This window comes from Corynebacterium casei LMG S-19264, from assembly GCF_000550785.1.
In the GTDB taxonomy this organism is placed as follows: Bacteria; Actinomycetota; Actinomycetes; order Mycobacteriales; family Mycobacteriaceae; genus Corynebacterium; species Corynebacterium casei.
On sequence record NZ_CP004350.1, the window covers coordinates 2,737,422 to 2,750,468 of the forward strand.

General features: G+C 55.3%; 13 protein-coding genes. 5 read left to right on the forward strand and 8 right to left on the reverse strand.

What is annotated here, in order from left to right; translation table 11 throughout:
- The first annotated feature begins 158 nt into the window (after positions 1-158).
- Positions 159-710 carry a CAP domain-containing protein gene (locus tag CCASEI_RS12505; RefSeq protein WP_006822673.1) on the forward strand — a complete coding sequence of 184 codons (552 nt, stop codon included), beginning with the start codon at positions 159-161 and terminating at the stop codon, positions 708-710.
- 247 nt (positions 711-957) lie between these two features.
- Here the strand turns inward: CCASEI_RS12505 and CCASEI_RS12510 are convergent, their stop codons facing one another.
- Together CCASEI_RS12510 and lysS are read right to left on the reverse strand one after the other, a co-directional pair.
- Positions 958-1,509 carry an NADPH-dependent FMN reductase gene (locus CCASEI_RS12510; RefSeq protein ID WP_006822672.1) on the reverse strand — a complete coding sequence of 184 codons (552 nt, stop codon included), beginning with the start codon at positions 1,507-1,509 and terminating at the stop codon, positions 958-960.
- A gap of 62 nt (positions 1,510-1,571) precedes the next feature.
- Positions 1,572-3,155: a lysine--tRNA ligase gene (gene lysS, locus CCASEI_RS12515; RefSeq protein WP_025388154.1), complete on the reverse strand. Its 1,584-nt coding sequence runs from the start codon at positions 3,153-3,155 to the stop codon at positions 1,572-1,574.
- A gap of 214 nt (positions 3,156-3,369) precedes the next feature.
- Here lysS and CCASEI_RS12520 point away from each other — a divergent pair, with 214 nt between their 5' ends.
- Positions 3,370-5,481 (forward strand): PhoX family protein, encoded by a 2,112-nt coding sequence (locus tag CCASEI_RS12520; protein ID WP_025388155.1) that lies wholly within the window; start codon positions 3,370-3,372, stop codon positions 5,479-5,481.
- 139 nt (positions 5,482-5,620) lie between these two features.
- On the opposite strand, the gene CCASEI_RS15115 is transcribed toward CCASEI_RS12520, so the two are convergent.
- From CCASEI_RS15115 to CCASEI_RS15120, 3 genes are all read right to left on the reverse strand, one after another.
- Positions 5,621-5,785, reverse strand: a complete 165-nt coding sequence (locus tag CCASEI_RS15115; RefSeq protein ID WP_155894845.1) for a hypothetical protein — start codon at positions 5,783-5,785, stop codon at positions 5,621-5,623.
- A gap of 141 nt (positions 5,786-5,926) precedes the next feature.
- Positions 5,927-6,463 carry a hypothetical protein gene (locus CCASEI_RS12530; RefSeq protein WP_006822668.1) on the reverse strand — a complete coding sequence of 179 codons (537 nt, stop codon included), beginning with the start codon at positions 6,461-6,463 and terminating at the stop codon, positions 5,927-5,929.
- A gap of 390 nt (positions 6,464-6,853) precedes the next feature.
- Entirely contained in the window at positions 6,854-6,991 is a 138-nt protein-coding gene (locus CCASEI_RS15120) for a hypothetical protein (RefSeq protein WP_155894846.1), read from the reverse strand.
- A gap of 233 nt (positions 6,992-7,224) precedes the next feature.
- Here CCASEI_RS15120 and CCASEI_RS12535 point away from each other — a divergent pair, with 233 nt between their 5' ends.
- Genes CCASEI_RS12535 through CCASEI_RS12545 form a run of 3 tightly spaced genes read left to right on the forward strand, consistent with a single transcriptional unit; the run spans position 7,225 to position 10,166 of the window.
- Complete coding sequence (locus CCASEI_RS12535) at positions 7,225-8,940, forward strand: carbon starvation CstA family protein (RefSeq protein WP_025388157.1); 1,716 nt, start codon at positions 7,225-7,227, stop codon at positions 8,938-8,940.
- A 3-nt stretch (positions 8,941-8,943) separates the two neighbouring features.
- Positions 8,944-9,207, forward strand: coding sequence for a cory-CC-star protein (locus tag CCASEI_RS12540; RefSeq protein ID WP_006822665.1), 264 nt, complete (start codon positions 8,944-8,946; stop codon positions 9,205-9,207).
- Positions 9,198-10,166, forward strand: coding sequence for an ArsA family ATPase (locus CCASEI_RS12545; protein ID WP_025388158.1), 969 nt, complete (start codon positions 9,198-9,200; stop codon positions 10,164-10,166). Before CCASEI_RS12540 ends, CCASEI_RS12545 begins: the two co-directional genes overlap by 10 nt.
- 13 nt (positions 10,167-10,179) lie before the next feature.
- Here CCASEI_RS12545 and CCASEI_RS12550 read toward each other — a convergent pair whose 3' ends face one another.
- From CCASEI_RS12550 to CCASEI_RS12560, 3 genes are read right to left on the reverse strand one after another with little or no spacing between them, the layout of a single operon-like run.
- A complete protein-coding gene (locus CCASEI_RS12550) occupies positions 10,180-11,040 on the reverse strand; it encodes a pantoate--beta-alanine ligase (protein WP_025388159.1) in 861 nt (286 codons plus the stop codon).
- Complete coding sequence (locus CCASEI_RS12555) at positions 11,037-11,723, reverse strand: 6PGD fold domain-containing protein (RefSeq protein ID WP_006822662.1); 687 nt, start codon at positions 11,721-11,723, stop codon at positions 11,037-11,039. Before CCASEI_RS12555 ends, CCASEI_RS12550 begins: the two co-directional genes overlap by 4 nt.
- Positions 11,724-11,728: 5 nt before the next feature.
- Positions 11,729-13,042, reverse strand: coding sequence for a DUF6779 domain-containing protein (locus CCASEI_RS12560; protein ID WP_025388160.1), 1,314 nt, complete (start codon positions 13,040-13,042; stop codon positions 11,729-11,731).
- Between the last annotated feature and the right edge of the window lie 5 nt (positions 13,043-13,047).

A 13,047-nucleotide genomic window follows, 5' to 3' on the forward strand; every position in this document is an offset into this window, starting at 1 on the left:
AATAGTGTACCCCTTCTTTACCCCTGCTCCTCGCGCCGCTTTTTGTTCAGTCCTAAAGTTTCTTTTCAGACCTTATATATCGATTAAATAACAAACCCGCTACAGCTTGGTGTCAATCCGCACGGGGCGTAACGAACGGTTTAAGTGGAGCGAATTCGATGAACGCAATTCAAACTCAGATCGCTGGCTTTATCGCGATCATTACCACCGCACTCGGTGGCCTTACTGGCGGCGTCCAGGACGCAGTTGCATCTGTTGAAGCCCAGTTTGCTGGCTCTTCCCAGAGCGCTACCGCAGCAACCACCGCTGGCGCAGGCGCTATTACTCCTGCTTCTTCTAGCGGTCAAGTAAGCACCACTTCAATTTACCTTGCGGTCAATGAATACCGTGCTCGCCATGGTCTGGCACCAATTGCTTCCAACCCGCAGCTGAAGAACATTGCGCAGAACTGGGCTGACCACATGGCACGTACTGGCGTTCCGGCACACAACCCTAACTACTTGGGCCAGTACCCTGCCGGCTGGCGTGAGGGCGGCGAGAACGTGCACCAGAACTGGCGCGGCGCTTCCCCGCAGGAAGTTGTCCAGGCTTGGCACAACTCCGAATCCCACCGCCTAAACCAGGCTGACCCGAACTTCAACCAGATTGGCGTCGGCGTTGCCTACAGCGCCGATGGCCGCATGTGGGTTGTCACCAACTACATGCGCTAATAAGCCACACTGGCTACCCGCCCAGACGGCAAGATTTAAAGGCTAGAGCAAGCTCCTGCTCTAGCCTTTCTTCATACCTGCATCTCCTATCGTCGTGCGACATGCACACCACCAAACTGGGCACCCCACAACCACTAGAATCTGCCCGAAGTTGAGGGATCGAAGAAGCCGCGGGCTGCAACCCAAATGATTGCGGCCCGCGGCTTCAACGCGTTGTAGCCTCTTAATCAGAGGCTAGAAGAAACCCTTAAGCGTTGACCTTGTTGAGCATTGCTTCAAGATCGGTGAACAGGTTGGCTGCTTCTTCGATACGACGGTCGTTAGGTGCAAAGCCGTTCTCACCAAAGTCGGTGAACAGGCCGAGCTCCAGGGAGGTACGAACCTGCAGCATCTGGAAGTTGGAAACAATCAGGCGCCATGCCTCGGTAGCGCGAACGCCGCCGGAAGCACCGTAGCTGATGAAGGAAACAGCCTTGCCGAACCACTCGCTGCCAAGAGCGTCGAATGCATTCTTGAAAGCGCCTGGTACAGAGTGGTTGTACTCAGGGGTGATGAAGATGAAGCCATCGAAAGAATCGATTGCGTTGGACCATTCCTGGACCTGCGCGTTGTCGTACTGCTTGTTCGCTGCACCCGGAACAACTGGGCTTTCAAGCAGAGGAACGTTGAACTTCTTCAAGTCCACCAGTTCGTACTCAACGCCGGTGTCGCGACCCTGAGCCAAGTCATTCACCCATTTCGCAATACCTTCGCCCAAGCGGCCTTCGCGGATAGAACCAACAATAATGCCGACCTTCATTTAAGAAACCTTTCGATAGTTGATATGTCAACGGCCATCCTAAATGATTAAAGCTTTAAGTGCTAGTCCTTTGTTTCCGGTTTTACAATTGGGAACAAAACGGTCTCGCGGATACCCAAACCAGTCAGGGCCATGAGCAGGCGATCAATGCCCATTCCGGCGCCGCCTGTTGGTGGCATGCCCTGTTCCATGGCTGAAAGGAATTCCTCATCCAGAACCATTGCCTCGTCGTCACCGGCGGCAGCAAGGCGAGCCTGGTCCTCAAAGCGCTCACGCTGAATAACTGGGTCAACCAGCTCAGAGTAGCCGGTAGCCAACTCGAAGCCGCGGACATAGAGGTCCCACTTTTCAGTCACACCTGGTTCGCTGCGGTGTGAACGGGTCAGTGGTGAGGTCTCAACTGGGAAGTGCTTAACAAAGATTGGGCCTTCCAGCTGATCCTCGCACAGCAGCTCCCAGATTTCCTCAACAAGCTTGCCGTGGCCCCAGCCACCGCCCTTTGGAACGTCCAGACCAATAACCTTGGCCAGCTCCTCGAGCTGTTCAACGGTGGAGTCGATGGTGACTTCCTGCTGGCCTGGGAACTTCTTCTGCAGGGCTTCATTCAGAGATGGGTACATCTCAATTTCTGGCCAGGTCTCGCCACCCAGGTCGTATTCGGTGCCGTCCGCCAAAGTGACAACGTGGGAGCCAAATACGGACTTGGCTACTGCTTGGATGGAGTCCTTGATGGTCTTGGCAATACCGTTGTAGTCGCTCCAGGCATCATAAATCTCCAGCATCGCGAACTCAGGCGAGTGAGACTTATCAATACCCTCATTGCGGAAGTTGCGGTTGATTTCAAAGACCTTGTCAATACCGCCAACAACAGCCCTCTTGAGGAACAGCTCAGGAGCAATACGCAGGTAGAGATCAATATCCAGTGCGTTGGAGTGAGTCACGAATGGACGAGCCGCTGCACCGCCGTGCAGTGTTTGCAGCATTGGGGTTTCAATCTCATTGAAGCCGTCATCTTCCAAGTGGTGACGCAGTGCGCGGATGACCTGAATACGGGTCATGGCGTTCTTACGCGCTTCCTCACGAACAATTAGATCGTTGTAGCGCTGGCGAACGCGGGTATCTTCTGCCATGTCGGCAAACGCCACTGGCATTGGGCGCAGAGACTTCGCAGCCATCTGCCACTCAGACGCCATTACGGAAAGCTCACCACGGCGAGAAGAAATCACGCGACCGGTAACAGAGATGAAGTCACCAAGGTCAACATCAGCCTTCCACGCAGCCAGGGCTTCCTCGCCGACCTCTGCCAAAGACAGCATGGCCTGAACCTGCGTGCCGTCACCGTCTTGCAGGGTGGCGAAGCACAGCTTGCCGGTGTTGCGCATAAAGATAAGACGGCCAGCGATGGAAACAACCTCTTGAGTTTCCTGCCCTACCTCCAGGTAGGTCACACCTTCTGCATCCCCTGCGGTTTCGCCTTCTGCAAGAACCTGGAACTTCTGGCGCAGATCGCGCAGCCCGATAGTGCGCTTAACGGATACCGGGTAAGCCTCGGTGCCGTTTTCTAGCAGCCGGGCGCGCTTAGCGCGGCGGATACGCAGTTGCTCTGGGACGTCTGGGGTCTGATTGTTTTTCTTCTGCTCGCTCACGCACACAAGGTTAGTCGATCAACCACATCCACGTTAAATACAGGCCGAGCTGGAGTTTCTACCTTATCCAAGGACAACGCGCGTGCCACCGATAGTTAATTCACCTAATTGTCATCTGGATTTATTAGTTAGGAAAGCTGAAATACCTACCTTAGATACGTCATCCCCAGACAACGATCTTCACCTTTTTCAATTTCAGACTGGAGCATACTTCGTGGATCTCAAAGGACGTAACCTTCTAAGTTCGCTGTTTTCATCTTCTCGTTCTTCCCTGACCTGCACCTACAAGTGCGGCAACGCATGTTTCGGGGCATGCGAGAACACCTCTAATAACCCCTACTTTGGCGATCAGCTTTCCCGCCGCACTGCACTGCGTGCTGGCGGGCTGACTGTTGTTACCGTCGGCGGCGGTGCAGCTTTGGCTGCGTGTGCGCCTCCGAACCAGAATGATTCCGCAGCAACCACCTCTGCGAATGCTGCGCCAGAATCCTCTTCGGGTTCGTCCTCCGCTGCTACCGCGGAGCACGTTTCCAATAAGGGCATGCAGTTCACCCCAGTGGAGCCAAACACTGAGGATGCGATTGTCATCCCTGAAGGCTACGAGCAATCCATCCTGATTGCCTGGGGCGATCCAGTGATTGAAGGCGCGCCAGAATTCGATGTTGAGAACCAGACCGCTGTGGATGCAGAAAAGCAGTTCGGCTTCAACAATGACTTCGCTGGCTTGCTAGAGCATCCAGAAGATGACTCTCGCATGATGTACGTCTGCTCCCACGAATACACCACTGAGCCACAGATGTTCCCAGATTATGATCCTGAAGATCCATCTGAAGAGCACGTGAAGATTGGCTGGGCAGGCCACGGCCTGACTGTTTTGGAGGTTTCCAAAGTTGATGGCACCGGTGATCTGAAGCGCGAGTTCGGCCCGCTCAACCGCCGCATCACCGCCACCACCCCATTCAAGCTGGTCGGCCCTGCAGCAGGTTCTGATTACACCAAGACTGCAGCTGACCCAACTGGCGAAGACGTCCTGGGCACCCTTAATAACTGCGCGGGCGGCGTCACCCCGTGGGGCACCGTCTTGTCTGGTGAAGAAAACTTTAACCAGTACTTCGCTAATGCCAAGTCTGATGATGAACGCACCCAGAAGTCGCTGGAACGTTTCGGATTCGGCGATGAGGCATCAGACCGCAAGTGGGAAAACTACGATGACCGCTTTGATGTCACCAAGACTCCCAATGAGGTCAACCGCTTCGGATACATCGTGGAATTTGATCCTTTCGATCCAGAGTCCACCCCAATCAAGCACTCCGCTAATGGCCGCTTCAAGCACGAGGCCGGCAACATCCACATCACCGAAGATGGCACCGTGGTGTGCTATTCCGGCGATGACTCCCGCTTCGAGTACATCTACAAGTTCGTCTCTTCCAAGAAGATGGTTGAAGGCGACCTCGAGCACAACATGTCCATCCTGGACAACGGCACCCTCTACGTCGCCGTTATGGAAGGTAACTCCCCAGAAGATGAAATCGATGGCTCTGGTGTACTGCCAGAAGACGGTGCTTTTGATGGCACCGGCACGTGGGAACCGTTGCTGACCTGTGAGGACGGAAACTACGAGTCCCACGTTGACGGTTTCACCGCTGAGGAAGTTGCCATCTTCACTCGCGAGGCTGCCGATGAAGTCGGCGCGACCAAGATGGACCGCCCAGAAGACATCGAGGTTCACCCAACCTCATCCAAGGTCTACGTTGCTTTGACCAACAACTCCTACCGTGGCGCAACCGGTGAAAACGCCGACAGCAACCAGGAAGATCCAATGGAGTGGGCACCGGTCAAGGAAAACAAGAACGGCTTGGTGATGGAAATTGAAGACGACCACGCGGGCGAAAGCTTCACCTGGAACCTGCTTTTGGTCTGTGGCGATCCTGCAGAAGCTGCGACCTACTTCGGCGGCTTCGACAAAGAGAAGGTATCCCCCATCTCCTGCCCAGACAACTTGGCTTTCGATAACCACGGATTGATGTGGATTTCTACCGACGGCAATGCTCTCGGTTCCAACGATGGTCTTTACGCTGTAACCACCGAAGGCAAGAATCGGGGTGAACTCAAGTGCTTCCTCACCGTTCCCGTTAGTGCGGAAACCTGTGGCCCGATCGTCACCGATGAACGTGTGATGGTCAACGTTCAACACCCGGGTGAGTCCGACGACGCAACCTTTGCAAAGCCAACCTCCAATTGGCCGGATGGTGGCAACTCTACCCCTCGCCCAGCCGTCGTCACCGTGTGGCGCACCGACGGCAATATTGGCATCCAAGACGCTTAGCTCCAACCCGTCAAGCGTCGACAGTCGATGTTATGAGCTGACTGTAACCGCCGAATAAGACCTGCTAGCCCTGAAAAAGTGGGGCTAGCAGGTCTTATCGGGCTCTCACATCGGTATTAAATGCCGTTTGCCCACATGCTTAGTCGCGTTTACGCACTGAGGGATTATGCGTGGGGCTATCTGGCCCCCATAGGTTCTGGCGCTCTCGGAGTTCCTTGGAATTTCGTTTAGCCCAGAAGTACGTAAAGAAACAAGAGACAAACGCCGCGCCAATCCATGGCAGCACATCCTGTGTATTAATCATGTGCCCTCTTCCCAACGCGAAGAAGAACGCCAGAATAACCGTGGAAATGATGAAGAATATCCCGCAACTAATGACCATTCTCATAAGATACTTTCGTGGGGTCATGACACTCTTTCTACCATAGTACTGTTTCAGTTTTCTCTACTGCTGAAAAGCGCACAGTCCAGCAGCTACAACTAGAGCGGCTGCAATTGTTACCGGCCCGCCAATCGCCTTTCCGGCGCCATTAACGAACGCCGGACCGAGAGCGCGAACGATGGTCGATGCAGTAAGTTTCCACTGATTTGCTTTAATTCCTGTGACGATTGCTTGCCAAGTTCCAGCAGAAAACGCCGTCGCTGGAATTCCCAATGCGCCCCAAATCAAGCACTTAGCATAAGACTGCGCATCCCTTGTTTGGATTAAGTTCTCATTGGTCGGCTCACCCCTCATTTGGCTCGGATTAGGGCTATTTAGGATCGCCGCCAATGCCTCAAAATCTCCTAGACTCGCTTCGTGCCCATCAGCTGTAATCGCCTGCTCATCTACCACGAAAACTCCGTCTTTTTCAGGCACATACTCGGTGAACAGGATTTCAAGGTCTCCGGCTAATTCGTCTTCTTGCTCAGTCTGCAGCGAATCGACCGATTCAAACTCAGCAGCACCGTATGGCTCAGACGCGCCAGCAACAGCAGCCATGTGACCGCTCATCAAAGCAGCCGCCACAAATGCGACAGCAGTTGATCTTATTTTGGTTCTCAAAGAACACATAGGTCAAGTTCGCGTGATGAAGCCAGGAAAGCTGAGCCCCGATGGATTGAGATTGTCTACAACCGGCGCCGCCGTTACTCAGCTATCTGGATGGTCAGCTCAGCCAACTTCGAAGCGCAGAATAAAGACCCACAAGGAAAAGAAGCAGCTGCTTAATCACCGGGTAACTTAAATACGTGTCCATATTTTTCGGGTAACCCAGTACCCGCTTGGGAAACCACTGTCCCTCAGTTTAAGGATTTAGCCACACTCCCAAAGACCGCGTCGAGTCAACCCCTAAGAAACGGCATCCAATTAACTTAGGCAATTTACAGCATTTCAGTCCAACGCTTCGCTGTTGTCACCGTGTGGCGCACCGATGGCAACATCGGCCTGCAAGACGCTTAGTCGCCAGCAGACTTGATACAGCTCTACCGAGTTAGAAGCATTAGCTGCATTAGCTAAATAGTCCACCACGGCACTTCCCTGCTAGCCTACCCGCCACTCAGGTGGAACCTATGTCTAGCAGGGATTTCACGTTTTCGAACGTCCCGCGGGGGCACCCATGTTCTTTGGGATTGGAAATTAGTTCCCCTAATCCTTCGTGAATTCACCTTCAATGATTTACGCTATGTTCACAACAATCTTTGATGCACATCACATATACCTGTGGTGGACCTTGCCGTCTTACTGTGTTCGGAGCATTCCACATGAACTCTTTAATCTTAGCGATAATCGGCGTGGCCATGATGGTCTGTGGCTATCTGCTTTATTCCAAGTTCCTTGGTAAGAAAATTTTCCAGCTTTCACCAAACTATAAAACCCCAGCCCACACCATGGAAGATGGCGTGGACTTTGTTCCTACTAACAAGTACGTCCTGTGGGGACACCACTTCACCTCCGTTGCAGGTGCAGCGCCCATCATCGGCCCAGCCGTTGCGGTTATCTGGGGCTGGTTCCCAGCATTCCTCTGGGTAACCATCGGTACGGTCTTCGCCGCCGGTATGCATGACATGGGCGTGCTCTGGGCATCCCAACGTCACCGCGGCCAGTCCATTGGACTTTTGTCCGGGCGCTACATCGGCAAGCGTGGCCGCATGCTCTTCCTCGTGGTCATCTTCCTGCTGCTGCTCATGGTCAACACAGCATTCGGTGTGGTTATCTCCGGTCTGCTGATTTCCACCCCATCTTCGGTCATCCCAACCTGGGGCGCTATCGCCGTTGCACTGTGCATCGGCCAGGCTATGTACCGCTTCAAGTGGAACCTGCCACTGGTGTCCGTTGTTGGCGTGGTCGCGCTGTACTCCCTGATGCTCATTGGCGATAGGTACCCAATCTCCCTGCCGGAGACCGTCCTGGGTATCCCAGCCGCTGGTGTCTGGATCATCATCTTGTTCATCTACGCGTTCTGCGCATCTCTGCTGCCAGTGTGGATGCTGCTTCAGCCACGTGACTACATTAACGGCCTGCAGCTGTTCATTGGCCTGGGTATTCTCTACGCGTCCTTCCTGTTCACCCGCCCTGACCTCGTTGCACCGGCAATCCGTGAAGACGTTCCTGCCGGTACCCCGGGCATGTTCCCACTGCTGTTCGTGACCATTGCGTGTGGCGCGATTTCCGGCTTCCACGGCATGGTTGCTTCTGGTACTTCCTCGAAGCAGTTGGATAAGGAAACCGATGCTCGCTTCGTCGGCTACTTCGGCGCTGTTGGTGAAGGCCTGCTGGCGCTGGGCACCATCATTGCTACCACTGCTGGTTTCCGCACTTACCAGGAATGGGAATCCATTTACTCCGAGTTCAACGCCGGCGGTGTGAACGCGTTTGTTGAAGGTGGCGGCAACCTGGTGAATGAGGGCCTTGGCATCTCCACCTCGTTGTCGGCAACAATCCTGGCAACCATGGCCGTGCTGTTCGCCGCAACAACCATGGACTCCGGTGTGCGTCTTCAGCGAATCGTGGTGCAAGAAATTGGTGATACCGCAGGTTTCAAGATCAACACCTTCCTAGCAACGTGTATCGCCGTACTGGTCGCCTTCGGTCTGACCTTCTCCCAGGGCACCGACGGTTCAGGCGGCATGACCATCTGGCCGCTGTTCGGTACCACCAACCAGCTCATGGCAGGCCTGTCACTGTCCATCCTGCTGCTGATTCTCATGCACCTGCGTCGACCAACGTGGCCAATTCTCATCCCGTTGATCTTCCTGACAGTGATGTCTCTGTGGGCCGCATTCATCCAGCTGGGCACATTCTTCCAGCAAGGCAATTGGCTGCTGTTTACCATGGACGTCATCATCGTCCTAGCAGCAATCTGGATCATCGTGGAGGTCTTCCTCGCGGTTGGCCGCATGAAGCAGACCAAGCAGATTGAGTGGTCAGATGAAGACATCGACGCCCCAACACCAGAATCGGTAGACAGCAAGGCCTAATTTATGTCGCTGAAAGACAAACTCGCACGGTTGAGCGCGGAGCTTCAAGAGTATTACTCCGCGCCCTACCGAGCGACGTTTGCAAAAGCACAGCAACAAGAAGAAGACCTGTTCATGCTGCTGGTCATGTCAGAAGCTTTGGGGATTCCGAATCCAGCGAGCTTTTATACCCTGGAGCTCCTGCCCGTTATTTATGAAGATTTCCACGCCTGGCACCGCCGGATGGGAATGGCGAACTCACCGTTGGAGAACATTCAGTGTTGTTAAATGTCCCTACCTCTCCCGTCATGTTCTTTGGTGGCAAAGGCGGGGTAGGTAAAACAACCATCGCCAATGCAACGGCGCTCAAACTTTCTGAGAGTGCCTCCACCTTGGTGGTCTCCACGGATCCAGCGCACAACGTTGGCCACCTATGGAATACCAAGGTGGGAGATACCCAAACCACGGTGCGCCCGGGCGTGGATGTGCTGGAGCTCGATCCCGCGCGCGCCACGGATGAGCATCTCAAGCAGGCTGGCAACACGATGCGCCGGATGATGCCGGAGCATCTGCACAAGGAAGTGAACAAGCACCTGAACTTGGCCAAGCATTCGCCGGGCACCCATGAGGCAGCGTTGTTGGAGCGCATCGCTATATTGCTGGAAGAGTACGGCGAGAGCTATGACCACATCATTTTTGATACCGCGCCGTCGGGCCACACGGCACGGTTGATGGCATTGCCGGAGCTCATGTCCGCCTGGACGGATGGGTTGTTGGAGCGGCGCGCGAAATCGGAGAAGTTCTCCGAGTTGGTTCGCGGGATGTCGCCAACAGGCAAAGACACCACGGTGACAACAGCCATCGATCCCGTCGATCGCCGCAACCAAGAGTTGCGGTCCATTTTGCTCAAACGCAGGCACCGGTTTGAGCGGCTTCGCGCAGTGCTTAACGATGCCACCGCGTGCACCTTCAACATTGTCCTCACCGCGGAGCGTCTACCGGTGTTAGAAACCGATGAGTTTCACGCCGAGCTCACCGCCAACGGCGTCCACGTCGGCGCACTAATTGTGAACCGTCGCTCCCCTGCGGACCAGGGTGATTTCCTCGCCTCCCGCCGCAGCTATGAAGACGAAGCACTGACAGATCTTCACCGCCGCCTACCAAATCTTCCAGTCGTGGAGATTCCCCTGCGCGCCCACGATGTCGGCTCGCCGCAGGCGCTAGAAGATATCGCTACTTACCTCTAAGTAGCGGCTGCTATTAGTTGGAACCTGCTGCGTTTTCAGCTTGTGTCGCTTCTTCAGCGTGGGCTTCGATGTTGCGGAAGCCGATGCCGAGTGGCAGGCCGACGTTGTCGGTCAGTCGGACGCCGCCGATGTTCGCTGCGACGAGCAGGCGGGCATCGCCAATTTCAGGAGCTGGGCCAAGGTCGCGGCCGCGCAGTTCCACGTATTCAGGCTCGATTCCGGCTGCGTCCAGAACAGTCTTAACTATTTCAAGTACCTGCTCGGCGCCTGCTTCAGCGGCGTGCGCGCCAGCGGTCAGCGCTGCTGATAAGGTGCTGGCTTTTTCACGCGCAGATTCCTCGACATCCATATTGCGCAGTGACAGTGCTAGGCCATCAGGCATACGCACGGTCGGAACACCCTGCAGGCGGACTTGGATGTGGAAATCATGAATAGCCTGATTCAGCGCGATGAGCAGCTCATAGTCTTTTTCACCCACCACGACATCGCTTGGGCTCAGCGCGCCGATAAGCGCGAGGTTGCGGGTGAGGGCGGCGGAGAGGGCATCGGCAGGCTCTAGCGCATCCTGCTTCACCGCGAGCTGCAAGCGGTGGCCGTTTGGCCACAACTGCTCATCGGTGTACTGCCAAATGACATCCACAGATTCTTTGCGCAGCGCTTCCAAGTCCTGCTCATCAGTAGAGGACAACGCCACGACGACCACGCCGCCGCGGATTGCTTTCGCTGCGCGCACCAGCGCAATGTGGCCGGCGTGAACGCCGCGGCCCAGAGGAACCAGCACGACCGGCGCACCGGTTTTCTTAAAAGCCGAACCGACCTTGGAAATCATATTCAGGTCTGCAACCACCGTTGCTTGCCCGCGGCCAATGCTCATCGAAGCTCCTCCTGCAATCCCCACATCTCTAACTCCATGTTGTTTTCAATCTCGCCCACCCGGCGTGCTGCCTCCACGAAGGCTTTTCTAAAGCCCGGGTCTGTAATGGATTGAAATGCCGAATAGATGTCACTGGTGACAAAGCGTGGCGCCAAAAACTCGCCCTGTTCCTCCCCGGGTGGAACGGCTTCTTCATCCAGAACCACTTTCAGGTCCCTGTGTGCTGCGCGCGCAAGCTGGCGCACCATCTGCGCATACGCAATCTTGGGCGCAATCTCCACGCGCTCAGCATCCGTCTTCGGCAAGGTCACCTGACCGGATTCAAAGAGCAAGACCTCAGCGATTCCCTGCGCAAGCTCATCACTGGTGGTGACAATCCAACGGTCCGCACCGACATGCGCAATAGCCATAGCCAACGCACCTTGCACCTCTAGCGGATCCAAGACCTGCACGCCCAAGCCAATGCTGCAGTGGACAACAATCTGCCCCCTGCGCACGTGTGGCTCAAGCGCGGTAACCATGCCCTCTACCTGGGCTTCCGGCGTAGAAATGACAATGGCTTCGCAGCGCACCGAATCTGCTGCTGACTCAAGATCAACAATGTCGTGGCCTTGGGCTTCAAGTAGTGCTTTGAAACGGCTTTCACGACCCAACCAACCAACGATCATGCGTGGTCCTGGCATTGGTTTTAGGAATCCTTCTCGCGCTTTTTCGCCGCTGCTAGAAGCTCAGCAACAGACACGGAACCCTGACGGTGCGCATCACTGCGGCGACGTCCACCGCGTGGCTCGTCTTCTTCCTCAGCCGGCGTCGCGTTCTTGGCCGCAGGCTTCGCTGCTTCATCGCCGCCCGCATCCCAGCGCACTGCCTGGAAGGAACCGGTGTTGAATTCCTTTGGCTTCTCACCCTGGGAGTCTTCAGCTTTGGCCGCTGCCTTGTTTTCAGCCTTGTCTTCGACCCTGGCCTCAGCCTTCTTTTCTGGCTTCGCTTCCGGCTTTGGCTCTGCCTTCGCAGCAGCCTCAGATGCCTTGGACTTGGACTTCTTCTTGGCGTCCTTCTTAGTCTCAGCCTTTGGTGCATTCTTTTCTGCAGCGGGCTCAGCTACAGGTTCTGCAACAGATTCAGCTGGTGCCTTGGCAGCAGCCGCCGGCTTTGGCTCTTCATCCTTGGCGTTGCTGTTCATCTCATTGATGAACTCAGCCAGTGGATTGTCATTGCGTGGATAGGTTGGGGTGTTGCCAATGCGGCCAGCAATAGCATCTGCGGACGGCTTGCCCGCTGGCGCCTGCGTGTAATTCACCGGGGTGAACTCTGGCTCGGCGTCATCACCGAAATCAGTGCCATAGCTCGAGGCATAGCTGCTGCTGTTGTAATTGCTGCCAGTACCTGTGCCAGCAGCGGCGCCAGCGCCGTTGCCGTTGGCTTCGGCGGCATGTGCACGGGCTTCAATTTCCATGATGCGGCGCGCTTCCGCCTGAAGCGCGGCTGGCTCATAGGTGAACTCACGTCCGGAGAGTTCTTCTAGCTGCTCACGGATAGAGGCCAGTTCCGCCTTGATTTCCGCCAGCACATCCATGTCAACGGAAGAAGAGTTTTCTAAATGCTCAATTGCCTGGCGGGTTTCTTGCTGCGCACGCAGCCTTTCCAGTTCAGCGTGGTAGAGGTCTTCACGGACGTAGAGTTCATCCTCGCGGTCACGGACCTGGTTGCGGTAGCGCGAGACCAGGAAGATTCCGCCGACTGCCGCCCACAGCGCGGCCAGCAAAGCAATCTTCAAAGCGGCAGTAGAGCTGGCAATCAGCATCACGATAGACGCAATGATTGCTAGCACTACCAACACAATCAAAATGATGGAGCCGGTATCAAGGCCTTGTTTATTACTTTGAGCATGACCGTTTGATTGATCATCACTGTAATCATCGCCCGTGTGTGAATCGGCGGACTGATCAGCGCTGTCAGAGCGTTCAGAGTCGTGGTACTTCTCTTCGTCGTAGGCGGTCATGATTT